Annotated in this window: 19 protein-coding genes and 1 tRNA gene; 5 read left to right on the forward strand and 15 right to left on the reverse strand. The window is 69.2% G+C overall.

The genetic code is table 11. The annotated features are described in order from the left end of the window. Position 1 precedes the first annotated feature (1 nt). From cysS to ACSHT8_RS25295, 5 genes are all read right to left on the reverse strand, one after another. Complete coding sequence (gene cysS / locus ACSHT8_RS25275; protein WP_436493383.1) at positions 2–1,390, reverse strand: cysteine--tRNA ligase; 1,389 nt, start codon at positions 1,388–1,390, stop codon at positions 2–4. A 68-nt stretch (positions 1,391–1,458) separates the two neighbouring features. Beyond that, complete coding sequence (locus ACSHT8_RS25280; RefSeq protein ID WP_436493384.1) at positions 1,459–2,145, reverse strand: HAD family hydrolase; 687 nt, start codon at positions 2,143–2,145, stop codon at positions 1,459–1,461. Positions 2,146–2,154: 9 nt separating this feature from the next. Further along, positions 2,155–2,622: a 2-C-methyl-D-erythritol 2,4-cyclodiphosphate synthase gene (gene ispF / locus ACSHT8_RS25285; protein ID WP_436493385.1), complete on the reverse strand. Its 468-nt coding sequence runs from the start codon at positions 2,620–2,622 to the stop codon at positions 2,155–2,157. After that, positions 2,619–3,350 carry a 2-C-methyl-D-erythritol 4-phosphate cytidylyltransferase gene (gene ispD / locus ACSHT8_RS25290; RefSeq protein WP_436493386.1) on the reverse strand — a complete coding sequence of 244 codons (732 nt, stop codon included), beginning with the start codon at positions 3,348–3,350 and terminating at the stop codon, positions 2,619–2,621. Before ispD ends, ispF begins: the two co-directional genes overlap by 4 nt. A 77-nt stretch (positions 3,351–3,427) precedes the next feature. Continuing rightward, positions 3,428–3,919 carry a CarD family transcriptional regulator gene (locus ACSHT8_RS25295; protein ID WP_054053984.1) on the reverse strand — a complete coding sequence of 164 codons (492 nt, stop codon included), beginning with the start codon at positions 3,917–3,919 and terminating at the stop codon, positions 3,428–3,430. A gap of 304 nt (positions 3,920–4,223) precedes the next feature. Here ACSHT8_RS25295 and ACSHT8_RS25300 point away from each other — a divergent pair, with 304 nt between their 5' ends. Both ACSHT8_RS25300 and radA read left to right on the forward strand, forming a co-directional pair. After that, positions 4,224–4,946, forward strand: a complete 723-nt coding sequence (locus ACSHT8_RS25300) for a hypothetical protein (RefSeq protein ID WP_436493387.1) — start codon at positions 4,224–4,226, stop codon at positions 4,944–4,946. A gap of 82 nt (positions 4,947–5,028) precedes the next feature. Beyond that, the gene (gene radA / locus ACSHT8_RS25305; RefSeq protein ID WP_436493388.1) at positions 5,029–6,402 is read left to right on the forward strand and encodes a DNA repair protein RadA; all 1,374 of its coding nucleotides are present in this window, start codon (positions 5,029–5,031) and stop codon (positions 6,400–6,402) included. A gap of 72 nt (positions 6,403–6,474) precedes the next feature. Here the strand turns inward: radA and ACSHT8_RS25310 are convergent, their stop codons facing one another. From ACSHT8_RS25310 to ACSHT8_RS25340, 7 genes are all read right to left on the reverse strand, one after another. After that, complete coding sequence (locus ACSHT8_RS25310) at positions 6,475–7,044, reverse strand: hypothetical protein (RefSeq protein WP_436493389.1); 570 nt, start codon at positions 7,042–7,044, stop codon at positions 6,475–6,477. After that, on the reverse strand, positions 7,031–8,626 hold the full coding sequence (locus tag ACSHT8_RS25315) for a substrate-binding domain-containing protein (protein WP_436493390.1): 1,596 nt from the start codon (positions 8,624–8,626) through the stop codon (positions 7,031–7,033). The genes ACSHT8_RS25310 and ACSHT8_RS25315 overlap by 14 nt, the downstream gene beginning before the upstream one ends. After that, positions 8,623–9,738, reverse strand: coding sequence for a toxic anion resistance protein (locus ACSHT8_RS25320; RefSeq protein WP_436493391.1), 1,116 nt, complete (start codon positions 9,736–9,738; stop codon positions 8,623–8,625). The genes ACSHT8_RS25315 and ACSHT8_RS25320 overlap by 4 nt, the downstream gene beginning before the upstream one ends. Next, positions 9,735–10,811 (reverse strand): hypothetical protein, encoded by a 1,077-nt coding sequence (locus tag ACSHT8_RS25325; protein ID WP_436493392.1) that lies wholly within the window; start codon positions 10,809–10,811, stop codon positions 9,735–9,737. The genes ACSHT8_RS25320 and ACSHT8_RS25325 overlap by 4 nt, the downstream gene beginning before the upstream one ends. A gap of 193 nt (positions 10,812–11,004) precedes the next feature. Next, the gene (gene otsB / locus ACSHT8_RS25330) at positions 11,005–13,530 is read right to left on the reverse strand and encodes a trehalose-phosphatase (RefSeq protein WP_436493393.1); all 2,526 of its coding nucleotides are present in this window, start codon (positions 13,528–13,530) and stop codon (positions 11,005–11,007) included. A 26-nt stretch (positions 13,531–13,556) separates the two neighbouring features. Next, positions 13,557–14,987, reverse strand: coding sequence for an alpha,alpha-trehalose-phosphate synthase (UDP-forming) (locus ACSHT8_RS25335; protein WP_436493394.1), 1,431 nt, complete (start codon positions 14,985–14,987; stop codon positions 13,557–13,559). Between the two features lie 78 nt (positions 14,988–15,065). Then, positions 15,066–16,451: a threonine/serine ThrE exporter family protein gene (locus ACSHT8_RS25340; protein WP_436493395.1), complete on the reverse strand. Its 1,386-nt coding sequence runs from the start codon at positions 16,449–16,451 to the stop codon at positions 15,066–15,068. Positions 16,452–16,545: 94 nt separating this feature from the next. On the opposite strand from ACSHT8_RS25340, the gene ACSHT8_RS25345 reads away from it, so the two are divergent. Both ACSHT8_RS25345 and ACSHT8_RS25350 read left to right on the forward strand, forming a co-directional pair. Beyond that, positions 16,546–16,621: transfer RNA gene (locus ACSHT8_RS25345), tRNA-Thr, on the forward strand. Between the two features lie 87 nt (positions 16,622–16,708). Continuing rightward, positions 16,709–18,031: a site-specific integrase gene (locus ACSHT8_RS25350; protein ID WP_436493396.1), complete on the forward strand. Its 1,323-nt coding sequence runs from the start codon at positions 16,709–16,711 to the stop codon at positions 18,029–18,031. A 55-nt stretch (positions 18,032–18,086) separates the two neighbouring features. Here the strand turns inward: ACSHT8_RS25350 and ACSHT8_RS25355 are convergent, their stop codons facing one another. Beyond that, the gene (locus ACSHT8_RS25355; RefSeq protein ID WP_436493397.1) at positions 18,087–18,416 is read right to left on the reverse strand and encodes a hypothetical protein; all 330 of its coding nucleotides are present in this window, start codon (positions 18,414–18,416) and stop codon (positions 18,087–18,089) included. A 113-nt stretch (positions 18,417–18,529) separates the two neighbouring features. Here ACSHT8_RS25355 and ACSHT8_RS25360 point away from each other — a divergent pair, with 113 nt between their 5' ends. Further along, a complete protein-coding gene (locus ACSHT8_RS25360; RefSeq protein WP_436493398.1) occupies positions 18,530–19,414 on the forward strand; it encodes a phosphotransferase in 885 nt (294 codons plus the stop codon). On the opposite strand, the gene ACSHT8_RS25365 is transcribed toward ACSHT8_RS25360, so the two are convergent. After that, a complete protein-coding gene (locus tag ACSHT8_RS25365; protein ID WP_436493399.1) occupies positions 19,411–20,031 on the reverse strand; it encodes an HAD family hydrolase in 621 nt (206 codons plus the stop codon). The genes ACSHT8_RS25360 and ACSHT8_RS25365 overlap by 4 nt on opposite strands. A gap of 35 nt (positions 20,032–20,066) precedes the next feature. Next, positions 20,067–20,909: a GntR family transcriptional regulator gene (locus ACSHT8_RS25370; RefSeq protein ID WP_436493400.1), complete on the reverse strand. Its 843-nt coding sequence runs from the start codon at positions 20,907–20,909 to the stop codon at positions 20,067–20,069. Positions 20,910–20,930: the final 21 nt, after the last annotated feature.

Consider the following 20,930-nt stretch of genomic DNA (forward strand, 5'->3'; position numbering starts at 1 on the left):
GTCAGTCCTTCACTGTCCACAGCGGACCGCCGGGGGTGTCCTCGACGGCGATGCCCGCGTTGAGCAGGCGGTCTCGAATGGCGTCGGCGAGGGCGAAGTCCTTGTCCGCCCGCGCGCGCTGGCGCTCATCGAGCAGTCCCTCGACCAGCGCGGCGACCGCCGCGCGCAGTCCGGTGTCCTCAGTGGACCGATCGGACCACTTGGCGGACAACGGGTCCAGGCCGAGAATGTCTGTCATCCCGCGCACGGCCGAAGCCGCTTCGCGGGCGGCGGCGTCATCGCCGTCGTCCAGCGCGGTGTTGCCGACGCGCACCGCGTTGTGCACCGCGGCGAGCGCGGCGGGGGTGGCCAGGTCGGCGTCCATCGCCGCGACGAACTCGTCGCTCGGCGCCCCGACCTCGACGCTGCCCGTGCGCTGGGTGATCTTGCGCAGGAAGGACTCGACGCGCTGGTAGGCACGCACCGACTCCTCCAGCGCGGCCTCCGAGTACTCGATCATCGAGCGGTAGTGCGGCCCGACGAGGTAGTAGCGCAGTTCCTGCGGACGCACCCGGCTGATCATCTCCGGGATCGACACCACGTTGCCCAGCGACTTCGACATCTTCTCGCCGCTCATGGTGACCCACGCGTTGTGCATCCAGTAGCGCGCGAAGCCGTCCCCGGCCGCGCGGGACTGGGCCTGCTCGTTCTCGTGGTGCGGGAACACCAGGTCGATGCCGCCGCCGTGGATGTCGAACTCCGGCCCCAAGTACATCGACGCCATCGCCGAGCACTCCAGGTGCCAGCCGGGCCTGCCCGGGCCCCAGGGCGACGGCCACGACGGCTCGCCCGGCTTCGCGCCCTTCCACAGGGTGAAGTCGTGGTGGTCGCGCTTGCCCTCGGCGATCGACTCGCCCTGGTTCCAGTCGTCGAGCTTGTGCCCGGACAGCTCGCCGTAGGCGGGGAACGACGGCACGGAGAAGTAGACGTCGCCCGCCGCCGCGTAGGCGTGGCCCGCGTCGATCAACCGCTGCATGAGGTCGACCATCTGGGTGATGTGGCCGGTCGCGCGCGGCTGGATCGTCGGCGGCTCGCAGCCGAGTTCGCTGTAGGCCGCGTCGAAGGCGCGCTCGTGCGTGGCGGCCCACTCCCACCACGGCCTGCCCGCCTCCGCGGCCTTGGTGATGATCTTGTCTTCGATGTCGGTGACGTTGCGGACCAGCGTGACGTCGTGACCGCGGTGGGCCAGCCAGCGGCGCAGCACGTCGAAGTTGAGGCCGCTGCGCACGTGCCCGATGTGCGGGATCCCCTGCACCGTCGCGCCGCACACGTAGATCGAGGCCGCCCCGGCTTTCAGTGGGGTGAACTCACGCAGGCCACGGGTGGCGCTGTCGAAGATGTGCAGGGACACGGCGTTCTCCTGTGGGGAATTTCAAAGCTTACGGGAAATGGTACGGGCCGTGGTTCTGGCCACCGAGTTCAGGCAGCGAGCCCGTGTGTGCGCAGCGCGGTCAGCAGCGCGTCGTGGCGCTCGTGCGTCGCCTGCGGCTCCACCCGCTCGAACCGACAGCCCAGCGCCGTGGCGCCCGCGTCGGCGGACATGTCGTCGCCGATCATCAGTGCGTGCTCCGGCTCGACGCCGATGCGCTCGCAGGCGGTCTGGAAGATCTTCGCGTCGGGCTTCATGACGCCCTCGACGTAGGACAGGACGTAGGTGTCGACCAGGTCGGCGGCGCCGTGGTGGACGAAGACCGGTTCGATCTCCCACGCGATGTTGCTGACCACCGCGACCGGGACGCCCTCGGCCTTGAGCGCCTTCAGCGCGGCGACGGTGTCGGGGTAGGGCTGCCAGGACTCGGCGTCGCGGATGCGGTCGTACAGCGTCTCGGCCACGCCGGGCCCGATGTCCATGCCCGCGGCCCGCATCGCGGCGAGGTAGACGGTGCGGTGGATGTCGGCGCCGAGGTCGCGGCGGTGCCACGCCGCGCGGTGCTCGGCGGGCAGGTGCTTGGAGGGGCCCGCGGTGAACACGGCGAGCAGTTCGGCCTGCTGGGCCTGCGTCACCTCGCTGCCGTCGGCGTTGCGCAGCCCGCGAACCCACGCGGCACCCAGTTCCAGGCGGAAGAGGGTGCCGGAGAAGTCCAGGAGGACGCCACGCACGGCCACAAGACCAACTTACCGGTTCGGAACGATCAAGGCGGTGGCGATCGCGGCGATGCCCTCGCCGCGACCGGTCAGGCCCAGGCCGTCCGTCGTGGTCCCGGAGACGGAGACGGGCCCGCCGACGGCCTCGGAGAGGACCTGCTGGGCCTCGGCACGGCGCTTGCCGACCTTGGGCTCGTTGCCGATGACCTGCACGGCCGCGTTGCCGACCTGCCAGCCGTCGGCGGCCAGAAGGTCGCGGACGTGGGCCAGCAGGGTGACGCCGGAGGCTCCCGCCCACCGGGGGTCGCCGGTGCCGAAGACCGCGCCGAGGTCGCCTAGGCCCGCGGCGGACAGCAGGGCGTCACACAGCGCGTGGGCGACGACGTCACCGTCGGAGTGCCCCGCGCAGCCGTCGACGCCGTCCCAACGCAGGCCCGCGACCCAGCAGTCGCGGCCAGCCTCGATCGGGTGCACGTCGGTGCCGATGCCGACCCTCACACGCCCTGCTTTCGATCGGAGGATTGTTCAACAGGTGAACGTTCGGATTGTTGAACAACCGCCAGGACGGACTCGGCGATGGCGAGGTCGAACGGCGTTGTGATTTTCATCGCATGCGGGTGGCCGAGGACCGTGGCGACCGGGATGCCCAGCCGCTCGACCAGGCCCGCGTCGTCGGTCGCCGAGTCGGCCAGCGCGTGCGCGGACACCAGGGTCGCGGCGTCGAAGCCCTGCGGGGTCTGGACGATCCGGAGTGCCGAGCGGTCCGGGGTGGCGAGCACGACGCCGCCGGTGTCCACCTGCTTGACCGTGTCGGCCACCGGCAGGACCGGGATCACCGCCCGCGCTCCCGCCTCGACCGCCGCGATGACGGCCCGGATCACGGCGGGCGGGGTGAACGCGCGGGCCGCGTCGTGGACCAGCACGACGCGCGTGTCGGGAATCACGTCGAGGGCGTGGCGCAGGGCGAGGCCGACCGAGGCCGTCCGGTCGGCGCCGCCCGCGATGACGTCGGCGGGCAGCCCCGCGTCGGCCAGCAGCTTGGCTGTGGCGTCGACCAGGGCGGGAGGGGCCGCGACGACGACATGCCGCACGCGGCCCGCGTCGAGCAGGCCGCGCACGGCATGGATGAGCAGAGGTTCCCCGCGGACCTCGACGAGCGCCTTGGGCACGGAGGCGCCGAGACGTTCACCACGCCCGGCGGCGGGCACGAGCGCGACGACGCTCATGCCCGGCTCCGCGGACGCTGGGGATGTCATGCAAGTCTCAATCGGGCTTCCGGGAGTGGCCCGGTCGGACGTGCGGGTCAGACTGTGGCGGTTGCCAGGACCTCGTCGAGCAGGACCTCAGCCTTGTCTTCGTCGGTGCCTTCGGCCAGCGCCAGTTCACTGACCAGTATCTGCCGAGCTTTGGCCAGCATCCGCTTCTCGCCCGCGGACAGACCTCGATCCTTCTCCCGCCGCCAGAGGTCTCGCACCACTTCGGCCACCTTGTTCACGTCGCCGGAGGCGAGCTTCTCGAGGTTGGCCTTGTACCGACGCGACCAGTTGGTCGGCTCCTCGGTGTGGGGAGCGCGCAGGACATCGAAGACGCGGTTGAGGCCCTCTTGACCCACGACATCCCGCACGCCGACGATCTCGGCGTTGTCTGCGGGGACGCGAACCGTGAGGTCACCCTGCGCGACCTTGAGGACGAGGTACTGCTTTTCCTCGCCCTTGATCACGCGGGTCTCGATCGCTTCGATGAGTGCGGCACCGTGGTGCGGGTAGACGACGGTCTCTCCGACCTTGAAAACCATGTGTCCTCTGCCCCTTTCGCTACGGTCATCTTAACACGTGCTGCCTTGTCCACGAGAGGGGAGCGGTGTGGGTCTTCGCAGGTCAGCGGCCACATGATGCGATGGACGGGGGTTGACAAGTGCGAGTGGTCTGTACTCAACCCCTATTTCGGGTGATGGCGATACCGGTCGGAATAGATCCACTGTGGACGTGATTGCGGCGCGCTGTTGATCGGGGTGTCCGACCACACGTGAGCGCGATTCGTTGTCCCGGCTACGCTTCCGCTCGACAGTTGGATAGTCCGCACCAGACGCAGGAGCTCTCGTGAGTCGTGTACAGCAGAACTCGACCGGACGGCTGCGCATCGCCCCGGCCGCGCTGGGACTCAGCCTTGTCGCCGTCCTGGGCGCCGTCGGATGCAGTGCTGGGCAGATCACCCAGACCGATTCCCAATTGCCGGCTGTCAACGGCGCCATGTCGCAGGCGGGCAAGCTCGCCCTGCGCGACGCCGCCCTCGCCTACCCGCACGGCGGCCACTACGCCGCGGGTGCCGACGCCCCGCTCATCCTGACCATCGTCAACTCCGGCGCCGAGGCCGACGAACTGGTCGAGGTCAGCTCGCCGTTCGCCACCGAGGTCGAGCTGGTGGGCGACAAGAACGTGCCGGGCACCGCCGCGCTGGTCGTGGGCACGCCGGGCGAAGAGGCCGAGGCGGAGGCCCACTCGTCGGTCGCCCCGACGCCCACTCCGACGTCGGCGCCCTCCGGCTCGGTGACGCCGTCCGGCACGGCGAACCCGTCCGGCTCGGCGACCCCGTCGAGCGGCGCCCACGGGACGAGTGAGGCGCACCCGACCACGACGGCCGCGCCGACGTCGTCGGCCAAGCCGCAGGTCGGCAAGATCAAGATCGTGCTGGTGGGGCTGAAGGAGAAGCTGTTCCCGGGTCGCATGATTCCGGTCACGTTCGTCTTCGCCAAGTCCGGCTCGGTCACCGTCGAACTCCCGATCGCCTCCCCGAACGCCCCGCGCGGCGACTCCGACCACTGAAACATGGCGTCCCCTTCGGGGCCGAGCGGTGGTGATGGCGTTGCTCCGCGGTTCTGTCGGGGCGGGGCGCTAGCTTGATCGCGTGGCCAAACCGTCCAAGCCGAGTTACCGCTGTGCCGAGTGCGGCCACGGCGTCGCCAAGTGGGTCGGGCGCTGCCCGGAGTGCCAGGCATGGGGCACGCTCTCCGAGGCGGGCGTCCCCCGCGCGGCGCTAGTCAAGATCACCGCGGGGCTGCCCAGCGTGCCCGCGCGGCCGATCGCCGAGGTCGACGTCGAGTCGTCCAGGGCGCGGCGCACTGGCGTGTCGGAGCTGGACCGGGTGCTGGGCGGCGGTCTCGTGCCGGGGGCGGTGGTCCTGCTGGCCGGTGAGCCCGGCGTGGGCAAGTCGACGCTGCTGCTGGAGGTCGCCTACCGCTGGGCCGCGCGCGACGGCGCGCACGGGCCGACGCTGTATGTCACCGGTGAGGAGTCCGCGGGCCAGGTGCGGCTGCGGGCCGAGCGCACCGGCAACGTCCACCAGTCGATGTTCCTGGCCGCGGAGAGCGACGTCTCGGCGCTGCTGGGCCACGTGGACGCGGTGAACCCTGGCCTGCTCGTGGTCGACTCGGTGCAGACGATGGGCTCGCCGGAGGTCGACGGCACCCCCGGTGGCGTCACCCAGGTCCGCGCGGTGACGGCGGCGCTGGTGGCGCTCGCCAAGGAGCGCGGTCTGCCGGTGCTGCTGGTCGGCCACGTCACCAAGGACGGCTCCATCGCGGGCCCCCGCGTGCTGGAGCACCTCGTCGACGTCGTCCTGCACTTCGAGGGCGACCGCCACTCGACGCTGCGGCTGCTGCGCGGGGTGAAGAACCGGTTCGGCGCCGCCGACGAGGTGGGCTGCTTCGAACTGGTCGAGAACGGCATCGTCGGGGTCACCGACCCGTCCGGCCTGTTCCTCAACAAGCGCGACACGGCGGTGGCCGGGACAGCCGTGACGGTCGCCGTCGACGGCAAGCGCCCGATGCTGGGCGAGGTGCAGGCGCTGGTGTCGAAGTCGGCCCTCGGCACGCCCCGGCGCGCGGTGAGCGGCCTCGACTCGTCCCGCATCGCCATGATCCTCGCCGTCCTGGAACGCCGCGGCGGCGTGCGCCTGGGCGACGCGGACGTGTTCGTGGCCACCGTGGGCGGCATGAAGATCACCGAGCCCGCCGCGGACCTGGCCATCGCCCTGTCCGTCGCGACGGCCGCCCGCGACGTGGCGCTGCCCAACGACCTGGTGGTGGTCGGCGAGGTCGGCCTGGCGGGCGAGGTCCGGCGCGTCAGCGGCGTGCGGACGCGCCTGGCCGAGGCGATGCGACTGGGCTTCACCAAGGCGCTGGTCCCGCCGGACTGCGGGGACGTGCCGGACGGGATGCAGGTGCGGGTGGTGCCGGACCTGGGCTCGGCGATGGGCAACCTGCAGGTCCTGCGCCCTTAGGGCCGGACAGGTCCGGGGTCGTGCTCGCCATCGTCACACCCCCACTTGCCCGCAGGGCGCCACAGCGTTCCGTCAGTTCTCCTGGGTGCGTTCCTTCAGGTAGCGCGTGTGGTCGGACTGCTTGCGCACGTCGGTGTCGAAGAACCGCCCCGCGACGCCCTTCGCGTCCGCCTCCAGCAAGCCCAGTTGGGCCACCAGTTCGTCGGCCGCGCTCGTCCCGTTCACCTTCTTCGCCACCGCGAACCACCACGGCAGGTTCAGGTAGGTCTCGACGGCCAAAGGGATGTCCGTGCGGACCAGCCGGGTCACGCCGTGGGTGGCGTCCGCGTCGAGGTCGTCGCGGGCCAACAGTGACCCGAGGACGTCGGCGAGCGCGTCGACGTGCGGTGTCGCCTCGGCGGGCACCCGGGCCGCACGGATCTTGCCCAGCAGGGTGTTGAGGCCCTCCCGCAGCGAGGCGAGGTCGTTGGCCAGGATGATCTTCTCCGGGGGCGCCGCGAGGGCGCCGACCAGATAGAGCGCGACCACGACGACCGGCCACACCCCGCCGACCACGCCGAAGACGTGCAGCAGGACGCCGAGGAGCCCGAGCGCGGACCCGACCAGGTTCTTCGTGGAACCCAGGTACTTACTGATAGCCACGGATCTCCCGGAACACGTCGGAGAGCGCGCCGTCGCGGGCGTCGAACACCCGGCCGCCGGTCGCCGTGGCGACCCGCTCCAATTCGGATTTGTCGCCCTCGCCGAACACCACGCTGAACACGGGAACGCGCTTCAGGTCGGCCTTGCGGGACTGGTGCTTGCGCTCCCACGTGTCGATGTCCGAGCCGTTCGAGTTCTCCCCGTCGGTCATCAGCACGATGGAGGTGAACTTGTCCGGCGACAGGCTCCCGAGCGCGGCGTACGCGGCGTCGAGGCTGTCGTAGATCGCGGTGCCGCCGTTGGCCTTCAGGCCGCGGGCGAACTCGCGGATCCGCTCCAACTCGGCGTCCTGTCCGGTCTCCGGGATGGTGAACGTGGTCGGCTGCCCGGGCCCGGAGTTGAACGGCAGCAGCGTGACCTCCTCGCGGCCGCGGAACTTGCGGTAGCGGCCGACCAGGTCGTCGCTCGCGCCGGTCAGGCCGGTGACCGCGGCCCGCAGCGCCTCGATGCGGTCGCCGCTCATCGAGCCGGACGTGTCGAGGACGTAGAGGGTGCGCGACGGCTTGCGGATCTGGTCGAAGTAGGCCGACAGCAGCGCGTCGAACGCCTCCTGCTTGGCCGGGAACGGCAGCTCCACGAGGCTCTGCTGCCCGAACTCGCCGCTCAGCGCCACGCCCGGCACAACCGGGCGCCGCTTCGACGACTCCATGATCGACTTCTGCGCGTCGGCGCCGCGCAGGTAGTCGCCGAGCTTCTGGTGGTCGCCGCGGGCGGCGTCGTTGGCCGAGGCCAGCAGGGTCAGCGGATAGTCGGCGGTGACCACGCCGTCGGTCGGGTAGATCAGCTTGAGCTTCTCCGGCAGCTGCGTGTTGAGCGTCAGCAGGACCGACTCGTAGTTGATCAGGCCGTCGATCTTCTCGCCGGGGTCGCCGCCGGTCGCGCGCCGCTGGTATGCCTCCGACAGCCAGCCCGACGAGCCCGCGCTCATCGCCTGCGCGGTGAAGAACTTCTTCAGGTCGGGGGTGACCTTGGCGATCTGGTCGGCGCTGATCGCGCTGCCCGTCCCGGCGAGCGCGGACGCCACGCCGACCAGCGCGGAGAAGCCGGAGTTGGACGACGACGGGTCGGTCATGCCGTAGCTGAACGACTTCGTGCCCGCGGCGGTGGCGATGTCGGCCCACGTCACCGGCTTGTCGGCCCAGCCGAGCGCCTTCGCCTTGGACTCGGCGATGCCGAGCACGACCGGCGAGGCCATGATCTTGGTCTGGTTGCCGAGTCTGCGCCCGGCTTCCGGCAGTGCTTCGAGGTAGCGGTTGCTGGAGAACCAGACCGCGTCGTACCGGCTGTCGACCGACCCGCTCGCAAGCGCTTGCGCGCCTTCGATCGTCCCCGAGAAGGTGAACTCGACCCGGACGCCGGTGGTCTCGGCGGCCTTGTCCAGCACGGGTTTGAGGTCGGCCAGTTCACTGCCCGCGAGGATGCGCAGCTTCCCCGGCTCGGCCGGGCTGATCGGGTTGCCCTCGTTCTCCGAACACGCGGTAAGGGCCAACGCCAGCGCGACAACCGCGGCGAGCTTCCTCATAAGTCCCCCTCATGCGACCGGCTCAGCCGGCTCTCAGCGCGGCGCAGTTCCTCCGACAGGGCGGAAACCGTTGTCGCCATGGCGGTCGTGGCGCTCGCGCGGTAGTCGTCGATGGCGTCGATGGCCTGGTAGATCTGGTCGAAGGACTCGCGGATCGCCGCGACGCCGACCGCCGGGTCGGCGCTCAGCTCGCGGATCTCGTCGCCCTGCAAGGAAATGAGCTGACCGTTGGCGCGGATGAGGCCGTCGGTGACGTCTCGGATCGCGTTGACCTCGTCGATCACCTCGCGCTGGTCGGCCAGCGCCGCGCTGATCACCAGCGCGACCTTGAGCGCGGCGACCGTGGTCGTGGCGGCCCGCTCGACGCCGCGGATCAGCTCGTCGTTGTTGCGGCGCACCAGGTCCAGCGCGAGATAGCCCTGCGCGCACACGGCTAGCTGGGTCAGGATGTCCTGGTGGCGCTGCCGGATCGGGTGCAGCGCGTCGGCCCGCAGCGCCTTGGCTCGCTCGGGGTCGGCGAAGTCGAGCACGCCCGCCTGGCGGTCGACGGCGGTGTCGACGGCCTCGGCGAGCAGCGCGGCCTCCGACAGCTTCGTCATGTTCTCCCACAGCCGCGCGCGTTCGCCCTTGATCGCGGCGTTGTCGCGCCGCAGTTGGTCTTGGCGCGTGCGCAGTTGGAGGACGAGCTGGTTGACCGGGGTGTTCGCGGCGCGGTAGCGGTCGAGGAGGCGTTTCGCGTCGTTGCCGAACGGGATGACGCCGAGCAGCTTGCGGCGCGTGGTCGGCAGGCCGCTCGGGTCGAGCTCGACGACGGTGCGGCGCAGCTCGACCATCGTCGTGGTGACCGCGGTGGACGAGTCGGTCTTCATCGACCGGTCGAGCAGCGTCGAGGCGATCGACGCCGCCACCCGCATATCGGACTCGCCGACGGCCAGCACACCATCGATCTTGTCGGCGAAGTCGGGCGAGCGCGGGTCGAGGGCGACGAGGTCGCCGGTGAACCTCTCGGCGCGGTCGGCGGCGGACGCGCGGGCCTCGTCGGTGAGCGGGATGAGCCCGGCGGCGCGCTCGACCGGCACCGGTTCGACCGGGTCCGGTGGGGTGAGGATCATCCGTACTGCTTCCCGATCGCGTCGAGCAGCCGCTCCAGCGTCTCGAACGACGGCGGCTCGACGACGTCGATCAGGTCGGCGGGGGCGCGGTCGCCGACGACGTCGCGGAAGTACTTGGGGTCATTGGTGCGGAAGCCCAGCTCCGCGGCGAGCTTGGCCAGCTCGGGGTCGCTGGTGAGCAGCTTGCCGACCTGGTCACCGTGGTCTTTCAAGGGGATCAGGGTGTGCTTGGACAGCACGGTCGGGGATGGGTAGAGCAGTCGCCTGCCGCCTTGGATCGACCCGTCGCCGCGCGTCTGGCGGTCGAGGAACTGCGACTCGTAGATGACCACCATGGGCGACTTGCCCATGCCCGCGGACAGGTAGTCCTCGAAGGGCGCCTCGGTGCTGTTCTGCGCGTAGCCCTGGTCGAGGAACAGCTTCGACATCGCGGGCAGCACGGCGGCCTCGGCGGCCGGACTGCTGACGACGGCGTTGCCGTTGGCCACGAACGAGACGGCCGAGAGGTACATCGCCGCGGAGTTGGAGTTGCGCGGGTCGGTGGTCGTGAGCAGCACGTTCTTGCGCGCGGGGTAGGCGGTGTTGCCGGGGAGCTGGTCCCAGCGGGTGCCCGCCGCGGTGAGCTCGAGGTACTTGGCGAGGTCGAGCACCTGGTACTCGCCCGCCTGCTTGACGGACCCCTGCTTGGCCAGCAGGTCGACGATAGGGTCGAACGTCGCGATCGCCATGGGCGAGTGGAACGGCGTGTAAACCGTGGTGATCTTCTTGTCCTGCTGGATCTTCTGCGCCGCGGGCGCCGACGACGGGAACGCGAAGTCGTACTTGCCGAGATCGACCGACGTGGCGATCTGCCGCGACCCGGCGGGGTCGACCTGCACGGTGAGCCCGTGCTTGGCGAAGGCGTCGATCACCCGCTTGTCGTTGAAGAAGGCCACCTTCTCCGAGCCGATGACGCCCTTGACCACGGTCTTCCCGTCGGCGGTGGCGTTCTCGTCGCCACTCCCGCGCACGATCAGGACCACCACGGCGACTAACAGGACAACTGCCAAGCCGATGCTCAGCTGACGCTTCATGCGACCCCCTCCAGATGGCCTGATTTTCGCGGCCCCACCAGGAGTTGGACGCCGAAATTCACCGATCGGCGGTGAACATCGGATGAACGGTCAGCGTTGGGTCTGTGGGTGTTCGAGGGGTGTTCCTGGACTCCAGGAATGTCGACGGCCCCCGACGGGCCGTCGACATCCCCGGCTGGTCCTTACGGCCGTCCTAAGCGGACAGCAGCTGCGCGCACCTGATCAGGCCCAGGTGTGAGTACGCCTGCGGGTGGTTGCCCAGCGAGCGTTCCGCGATCGGGTCGTACTCCTCCGGCAGCAGGCCCGTCGGCCCCGCCGCGTCCACGATCTGGGCGAACAGGTCCTCCGCCTCAGGCCGTCGACCCGTCAGCAGATAAGCCTCGATCATCCACGCCGCGCACAGGTGGAAGCCGCCCTCGTCGCCGGGGAGGCCGTCGTCGCGGTGGTAGCGGTAGACGGTCGAGCCGGACCTCAGCTCGGCCTCGATCGCGGTCACCGTGGACTGGAAGCGCTGGTCGGTCGGGTCGATCAGGCCGACCATGCCGATCAGCAGCGTCGCCGCGTCGAGGTCGGTGCCGTCGTAGGCCGTGGTGAAGGACTTGACCTCGTCGTTCCAGCCCTTGGTCAGGACGTCGTTGGCGATCTCGTCGCGCAGCAGGGTCCAGCTGGGCTCCGGCTCGCGCCCGTAGGTCGAGGCGAGCGACAGTGCGCGGTCGATCGTCAGCCAGCACATGACCTTCGAGTACACGTGGTGGCGCGGACGGTGCCGCTCCTCCCAGATGCCGTGGTCCGGCTCGTGCCAGCGCCGCGTGACCGCTTCGGCCATCGCGCACACCATGCGCCAGTCGTCGTCGGTCAGGCTGCCTCGGGCCGCCGACAGGGCGACCACCAGGTCCACGACCGGGCCGAACACGTCGAGCTGGACCTGCTGGTTGGCGAGGTTGCCGACGCGGACCGGGCGCGAACCCGCGTACCCGGGCAGGGTGTCGATCACGGCCTCGGGGCCGAGCGTGGTGCCCGCGATCGTGTAGAGCGGGTGCAGCCGCTCCGGGCCGGGCAGCGTGGCCAGCACGCCGTGCACCCAGCCGAGGAACGCCTCGGCCTCGGCCGTGGAACCCAGTGACACCAACGCCTTCGCCGTCATCGACGCGTCGCGGAGCCAGCAGTAGCGGTAGTCCCAGTTGCGGATTCCGCCGATCTCCTCCGGCAGCGACGTCGTCGCGGCGGCCATGATCGCGCCGGTCTCGCTGTGGCACAGGCCGCGCAGGGTGAGCGCGGAACGCGCCACCAGGTCCTTCTCGACCGGCGGCAGCACGAGCGTGTCCAGCCACTCCGACCAGTACGCACCCGCGCGCGCCTTGCGGTCGGCCTCGACGGTCGAGTGCGGGGTGAGGTCGTTGGTGCCGCAGCGCAGCTCGAACACGACCGGGCCGTTCTCCGGGTGGATCACCGCGCGGGCCGAGTCGTGCATCCCGTCGGAGGTGATCTCCCACTTGACCCCGGGCGCCAGCAGGGCGATCGGGTCGGAGACCCCGCGCACCAGCAGGCCGTTGCCCTGCTCGACCAGCCGGACCTGCACCTGCCCGAACTCCGGCCGCGGCGCGAACTCCACGACCGCGGGCGACGTGCCGGACACGACGCGGGTCAGGTCGGTGCGGTGGGCGAGGGCGCCGTGGTCGAGGTAGTCGGTGACCAGCAGGCCCGCCCACCGCGTCTCGACGGTCATCGTGCCGGGCAGGTACCGCTGGCCCAGCGGCAGACCGCCGCGTTCCGGCGAGATGGAGAAGTGACCGGCCGCCGCGCCGCCGAGCAGGTCGGCGAACACCGCCGCCGAGTCCGGCTCGGGGTGGCACATCCAGGTCAGCCGGGCGTCCGGGGTGACCAGCGCGACCGAGCGCTCGTTCGACAGCATCGACAGCCGCTCGATCGGCGTGGCCTGCTCGCCGTAGAGCCAGTTGCGGCGCTCCTCCAGGATGAACGCGAGCACCGTCGCGACGTCCACCGGATCGGCGATCCGGTACCCCGCAAGGCTTTCACCGTCGCCGACCTTGATCCCCACGTCGGGGCCGGACAGCCGGGCGAAGGCCTTCTCGTCGGTCACGTCGTCGCCGACGAAGACCGCGGCCGTCGCGCTGACCTGGTGGCGCAGCACGTCGAGGGCGTGGCCCTTGTCGGTGTGGATCACCGCGAGCTCGACGACGGCCTTGCCCTCGGTGACCTGGACACCCTCCCAGGTGCACGGGCCGGACCGGACGGCTTCGAGCACGCGCGCGCCGACCTCGGCCTCCGCGCGGCGCACGTGCACCGCGATGCTGGCGGGCTTGACCTCCAGGTGCACACCCGGCGCGCCCTCGATCAGCTGCTCCAACTCCTGCTCGATCCGCAGGTGCAGCGAACGCGCCTGCTCGTCGAGGGCGTGGACGAAGCCCACGTCGAACTCCGAGCCGTGGCTGCCGACGAGGTGCACCTCCGACGGCAGCCGCGACAGGGTCGCGAGGTCGCGCAGCGCGCGGCCGGAGATGACCGCGGTCGTCGTCTCGTGCAGCCCGGCCAGTGACCGCAGCGCGCCCACCGACTCGGAGTGCGGCCTGGCTTGCTCGGGGTCCTCGACGATGGGCGCGAGGGTGCCGTCGTAATCGCAGGCGACCAGCAGTCGGGGGGTCCTGGCGATCTGCACGATGGCTCGGCGCAGGTCGGCGGGAAGGGACTCGGCGGTCAACGCCTTCTCCTCGTGGCCTGAAGGGGCTAAGGACTGTGCTCGGGGTTCAGCGCGTCGAGGAACGAACGCGCCCACCGGTCGACGTCGTGGGTCAGCACCTGACGCCTTAGAGCGCGCATCCTACGGCGGCCCTCTGCTGGATCGATCGTGAGGGCCGCATGCATGGCGTTCTTGACACCGTCAAGATCGTGGGGATTCACCAGGAAGGCACTTGTCAGCTCCGCGGCGGCTCCCGCGAACTCAGACAGCACCAGCGCGCCGCCGAGGTCATGGCGGCAGGCGACGTACTCCTTGGCGACGAGGTTCATGCCGTCGCGGACCGGCGTCACGAGCATGACGTCGGCTGCGGAGAAGAACGCGGTCAGCTCGGCGCGGTCGACCGACTGGTGCAGGTAGTGCACGACCGGGCGGCCGACCCTGGCGAACTCGCCGTTGATCCGGCTGACGACCTGCTCGATGTCGCTGCGCATCCGCTGGTAGTGCTCGACGCGTTCGCGGCTGGGCGTGGCGAGCTGGATCATCGCCACGTCCGCCGGGTCGACGCGGCCCTCCGACAGCAGCTCCTGCAGTGCGTAGAGGCGCAGGTCGATGCCCTTGGTGTAGTCGAGGCGGTCGACGCCGAGCAGGACCTTCTTCGGGTTGCCCAGGTCGGAGCGGATCTGCTGGGTCCTGGCGACGGTCTCGCGCTTGCGGGACAGCGCGTCGAGGCCGTTGGAGTCGATCGAGATGGGGAACGCGCCGACGCGGACCGCGCGGTCGCCGACCTGGATGACACCGGGCCGTGTCCGCACGCCGACGGCGCCGCGGGTCGGTTCGAGGCCGAGCAGCCTGCGGGCCAGCCAGAGGAAGTTCTGCGCGCCGCCGGGCCGGTGGAAGCCGACGAGGTCGGCGCCCAGCAGGCCGCGCACGATCTCGGCGCGCCAGGGGAGCTGCATGAACAGCTCGGTTGGCGGGAACGGGATGTGCAGGAAGAAGCCGATCCGCAGGTCAGGGCGCTGTTCGCGGAGCAGCGCGGGCGCCAGTTGGAGCTGGTAGTCCTGGATCCACACCGTCGCGTTCGGGGCGGCGACCTTGGCGCACGCGTCGGCGAAGCGGTGGTTGACCTTGACGTAGCTGTCCCACCAGCCGCGGTCGAACACGGGTGGGGCGACGACGTCGTGGTAGAGCGGCCACAGGGTGGCGTTGGAGAAGCCCTCGTAGTAGTCGCGCACCTCGTCGTGGGTGAGCGAGACGGGGTGCAGCCGCAGCCCGTCCTCGGTGAACTCGTCCACCTCGACGTCGGCGACGCCGGGCCAGCCGACCCAGGCGCCAGTGTGGCTGCGCAGGAACGGGGCGAGCGCGGTGACGAGCCCGCCGGGGCTGTGCTTCCAGCGTTGCGTGCCGTCGGGCAGTCGCTCCAGGTCGACCGGCAGTCGGTTGGCCGCGACGATAAAATCGGCGCCATTGTTGCTGCTCACGCGGGGCGTGCCTCCTCGGAACAGATACGGTGCATCTGAGGTTAGTCACTCCGCGCGCGCCCCGCGTGATGCGAATGTCTATGGCTCGGTGTGATGTTCATTGGGTCGCAACGGCCCGGCCAACCGGGGACCCTGGAAACGCCGTTCCAGTCTGCCGAGCCCAGTGCGGACCGGGTGGGCCAGGTATTCGCCGAGCACCACGCCCGCTGCCAGCGCCAACGCCACGGCGGCGGCGATCATGAGCGTGGACAGCCCGCTCGTCGTGCGGATGATGGCGAGCTCGTAGAGCGCCCGGTAGGTCGTGAGGCCGGGGAGCAGCGGCACCATCCCTGAGACGGCGACCACAAGCGGCGGCATCCGCAGTCTGCGGGAGATGACGCCACCGGCGAACCCGACGACGACAGCGGCCCCCGCCGAGGCGACGATCGGGCCCGCGCCCGCCAGGATGAGGCCGCCGTAGCCCGCGGTGCCGACGCCGCCCGCGATGGCGGCGACGAAGACAGCTCGCGGGGTCGCGTAGGAGGCGAGCGCGAAGAACCCGGACGCGGCGGCCCCCGCGAGGGTCTGGATGGGGAGCCTGAGCGCGGACGGCGGGAGCGGGTCGGCGAGGGGCGCCTCGGGCATCCCGAGCGCGGTCGCGATGTTCAGCGCGCCGACGACACCCGCGATGAGGCCCGCGGTCATCAGCGAGACCTCCATCGTGCGTCCAGCGGCGGTGACGTTGAACCCGGTAATGGCGTCCTGGACGGTCGAGACGACGGTCAGCCCGGACAGGAGCACGGTGATGGCGGCGGCGACGAGGACGGTGGGTTTCACGTCGGGGAACGTCCCGCTGGCCAGGAGCGCGAGGGCGGCCCCGGTGGCCAGCGCGCCGCCGACGACCTGCTGGAAGAAGAAGGGGAGGGCGCGCCGGTTGAGGACGCGGCCGACCCGGTCGATGACGGCGGTGATCACGGCCGCGAAGAGGGCCATCAGGGCGGCCCCACCGATGAAGATCGTCACGGCGGCGGCCAGAGCGGCGTAGGAGAAGGTGGCCAGCCAGCGAGGGTAGGGGTGCTTGGCCTCGGTGATCCGACTCAGTTCCGTCTGCGCTTCCTCGACCGGCGTCTTCCCGCTGGTGATCCGGTTGACGAGCGTCTCGACGGCGGCCAGGCGCGTGTAGTCGAGGCTGCGTGACTGGACGACGCGCAGGGACGTGACGGGGGAGAGCTCGGTGCCACGGTGACAGGCGACGGTGATGGAGGTGAAGATGACGTCGACTTCACAATGCGGCAGCCCGTAGGCGTTGGCCACGGCGATGATCGTGGCCGTGACGTCGGCGGCGCCCGCCCCGGAGGACATCTGCACCTCGCCGATGCGGAGTGCCAGGTCGAGGACGAAATGAACGGTGCGTTCGTCGGGTAGGGCTGGCCCCTGCTCCTTCGTTTGTGGATCTTGCTCGGGTGGCTGGCGCTTGAACCGCACGTGATCGACCTCCTGGGGCCCACGGTGGTCGAGCAAGGGGCCGACCGCAAGCGGGTCGACTGTCGGCTTAGGATTGGGCTCACGTGGTCGCCATGCCGGTGTAGCTCAATTGGCAGAGCACTCGCCTTGTAAGCGAAAGGTTAGGGGTTCAAGTCCCCTCACCGGCTCCACGGCCTACCTGCGGAAACTCCGATTTCAAGATCGTCTCTACTGGGCGATGACTGCGGAGATGACTGCAAGGTTGCTACGCTCGGCTCATGGCACGGGCCAAAGACGACATGTCGCAGATCCGGCAGCGAGGCAACTCGTTGCAGGTGAGCGTGCTCGCGGGCACCGACCCGCTCACCGGCAAGCGCCTCTACCTGTCGGCTTCAACGACGGATCTCGCTGAGGCCAAACGGATCCGGACCAAGTTCCGCGCCCAGGTCGCCGAGCAGCGCAACGCGCGGACCAAGGCGACATTCCAATTCGTGATCGAAGAGTGGCTCAAGGTCCACGACATCGAGGAGACCACGCGGCAGGGATACGAGCTGTACCTGCGGCTCCACATCGGTCCCGCGCTTGGCGACCAGCCGGTGAGCAAGATCAGCGCACGCGTGCTCGAACAGTTCTACGCCCAGCTGCGAAAGTGCAGCCGCCGCTGCGGCGGTCGCCCACAGATCGACCACCGGGTTGACGGTCCTCACGAGTGCCGCACGATCAAGCACTGGCGTCCTCGCGGTCGTATGCCCGCGGCGGGCTATCCCCCGCACGACTGCGGCGAGAAGGCTTGCAAGGTCACCGAGTGCGCACCGCACAAGTGCAAGCCGCTGTCGAACTCGACGATCCTGAAGATTCACTTCGTGATCCAGGGCGCCCTGGCCGCCGCGGTGCGGTGGGAGTGGATCGCGAGCAACCCCGCCGAGGTCGCCAAGAAGCCCGAGCAGCCCACCCCGAAGCCGAACCCGCCCACGTCCGAGCAGGCCGCGCAGATCATCGCCGCGGCCTGGGAGCGGAGCGAGGACTGGGGAACTCTCGTGTGGCTCGTGATGGTCACCGGCATCCGCCGCGCCGAGCTGCTCGCGCTTCGCTGGCGGCACGTCGACTTGGTGGCGGGGAAGGTGACGGTTAAGCGGAACTACGTTCGTGCCCGCGGGGTCGCGTACGAGAAGGACACCAAGACCCACCAAGAGCGCGCGCTGTCGCTCGACCCAGCGACGGTCGAGGTCCTCAGGGAACACCGGCAGCGCTACGAAGACTTGGTCAAGAAGCTGAACGTCGAGCCGACGGACGAGGCGTTCCTGTTCTCCTACGAACCCACCCGGGACCGGCCGTACGACCCGAGCGCCGTCAGCCACCGTTACGCCGACATGTGCGCCGCCCTAGGCATCGACAGCCACCTGCACGCGCTGCGGCACTACTCCGCAACCGAATTGCTCACGGCCGGAATCGACCTCCGAACGGTCGCGGGACGACTTGGTCACGGTGGTGGAGGCGCCACGACGTTGCGGGTTTACGCGGCGTGGGTCGGCGAGTCTGATCGCCGTGCCGCCGAGCTCCTGGGCGGGCGCATGCAGCGTCGAAAGCCCGCCGCCGGATAGGCAAGGTCTGGCTGAGAAGACCGTCCTCTCAGCCAGACCTCGACACTGTGGACGATTAGCGGGTATCGGTGAATACGGCGCCGATGCCTATCGCCATCAAGGCAAGTCCTGCCAGGAGCCACCACGAGCCCCAAGTGCCGTAGACCACGACGAACCCAATGAGAGCCATGATGGCCCCGCCGCCCTTGACGGCGTTGTCTTCCTGCCGTTGGTACTCGGCCCTTGCGTATTCGGCAGCGAGTGCGCGCCTGCGCTCTGCGGCCTCTTCCAGGTCAAGGAGCTGGTTGGTGTCCCGCTCGATTCGTGACTGCAGGCGTTGGTAGGCGGTGGTGTCAGGATCGAGTGAACTTAGTAGCTGGCTGTCGTCCTGGAGTTTGGTACGCATCGTGTGCAGGTTGGCGGCTGTAGTGTTCAACCGATCCGCAGTGATGTGGTCCTCCGCATGCCGAGCGTGTGTTGGCGTAGTCGAGAACGAGAGGTTCTTCGTGAAGATTCCCCATGGACCAGATTTCACTCGAACGGAGTCATTCGTTCGGAATTTGGAATCCGCCCGGCGAGCCGATCTTGACTGACTCGACAAGACCAGTTGGTGAGCCATCCGGTACCGAACCGATCGCCGTTCCCGCTAACGTCGCCGCCGCCGTAGTCGACCGCTGGGGCGATGTGGGTGAGCGGTGGCTACGTGAGGTCGTCGCCGAGTTCGTCGATCTGTCGCACGGGGCTACGGTCCGCGAGGTTTTTCATGCCAGGTATGGGTTTGTCGTCGAGGTTGTGATCGATGACCGGTTGTTGGTCATGCGATCTACGCCCGACCCTGATGGGAAATTCCAGGCGCAGGCCGCGCGCGGCCTAGCGTCTATCGGCGTCGGCCCCGCGGTGCATGAAGTGCTCACCACCCGTTCAGGCACTTGGACGGTGATGGACAGGGTCGTACCAGGCACGCCAGTACTAAGTCCTCACATTGACCAGCTCGCAGATCTACTCCGGCCGCTGGTTGAGGAAAGGACGGAGGCACACGGTTTGCCGCCGTTGGCCGAGTGGCTCGACGAGCGCCTGGCCGACCATGCCCTGGCTGATCTGCCGCCTGGTGCGGCCCCTGCGCCCGAACGAGAGCGAGTAGCCGCACGGACTTTGCTCTCCGAGATCACCACCGACGACGTGGAAACTCTGTGTCACGGCGATTGCTCATGGGGAAACGTATTGCAGGGACCGTTTGGCCTGGTGCTGATCGACCCGAGAGGCAAGCGAGGCGATGTGGCGTATGACGTTGGTGTCCTTGCGCTCAAACGTGGTTACGACCCACGAGACCTTGGTCGACGAGTGGGAGTCGATCCCGAACGAGCGGAAGCCTGGGCAGTTATCGCCGCTGCCGCGCGCGTCTAGCCTTGCGTGCCAAGGAGTTCGGACATTGAGGTGATGATGGCGTCGGCGCCGCGGGTCTCGAACTCTTCATGCTTGCCGGGCTTGTTCGCGTAGCCGATCACCCCCGTTCCCGCTCGATGGCCAGCGATCAGATCGGAGATGGAATCACCGACCATGACGCAGTCGCTTGCGTCGTCTCCGAGATCGTTGATCGCGCGAGTCAACAGGTATGGGTCTGGCTTGAGTCGCTCAACCTTGCTGTCAGCGCGCGCCGAGATTCCTCTGACGCAGTCGAGCAGGCCGTGTTCCGCGAGGTATGCCCGAACGGCGTTGACCGAGTTGTTGCTCACGACGGTAATGGTGTGACCGCTTGCGACGAGCGAACGGATTGCTTCCTCGGCGCCGGGCGTAGGAGCTGCGCTCTGCGCTGCGCGGACCTCAAGACGTGCGAGTTCCTTCTCGGCTGACTCTGCTTCGGTTGAGCTGACGCGCGCGGCGGCGGCGAGGATGTCGAACGGGTCCGCGGTGTGTTGGTCGTATCCCTGTCCGCCGAGGTGAATTCGGAGCTGGTCGGCTACTTCGCGGTCGGTGAACTTGGCGAACACAGAGCAGATCGGTCCGTCGAAGTCGAGAAGCACGTGAGGCGAGCGTCGGAGTAGTTCAGAAATAGGGATCACAGGTCTAGATCCCTCGCGACCGTGTTCCACACGCTGTCGAACCACATTCGTGACTGCTTGACGTACTGCGACGCCATCGACTCGTCGTCGGACTCAGCCGAGTGTTGGAACAAGATGGCGTCCTTTCCCATGAGGTCCCACATCGCGGTCGGCTCCCCGTCCAGCGTGATCTTGTGCTCCTGAACCGGGTAATAGCCGAAGAAGACTTCGGCATCGTTGATCAGGTACAGCTTGAACATGGGGACCACTGGGCAGGAGCGGATCTGAGCGCCACCGTCCGCGAGTAGGCCGAGGTCGACGAGTTCGGTCACCATGTCGACGATTCCCAGGGTGTGCCGGTGCATGATGCGCGTCGCCCGCGCACGGAACGGTGGGCTGTCCGCGAGGTCGTCGACGCGGACCGGGAGCGTCCAGGGTTGCCGCGGGTCCGGCACCAGGAGGCGGATCGTGACCGACTCAGGCCTGAGACGGCCGTCCCTGATCTTGTCGAGGGGCTCCGTGAGCGCGCCGTGAAGCGTCTCGCCGGAGAATCCGGCGAAGTCCACCGAGACGTTCGGCTGCTCAAACGCCCGCTCTAGGTGACTTCGCAGGTCTACCGGGCGGTGTGTCCGCTCGCGCACGTAGACCCCGCTGCCCTGCCGCGAGACGACGAGCCCTTCCTCGCGCAACAACCGGATGGCCTGCTGGATGGTCATCCGAGCCACTCCGTACCGCTCGGCGAGTTCCGGCCCCGACGGCAGCTTGTCCCCAGGCCCGAACGTCTTGGTGAGGATCGACGCTCGGAGAGCGTTAGCGACCTGCTGATACGGCGGTCGCGGGTCGTCTGGATCAAGTCCCATGCACGAAGACTAGTGCTTCTA

This window comes from Actinokineospora sp. HUAS TT18 (assembly GCF_051364635.1).
Classification (GTDB): domain Bacteria; phylum Actinomycetota; class Actinomycetes; order Mycobacteriales; family Pseudonocardiaceae; genus Actinokineospora.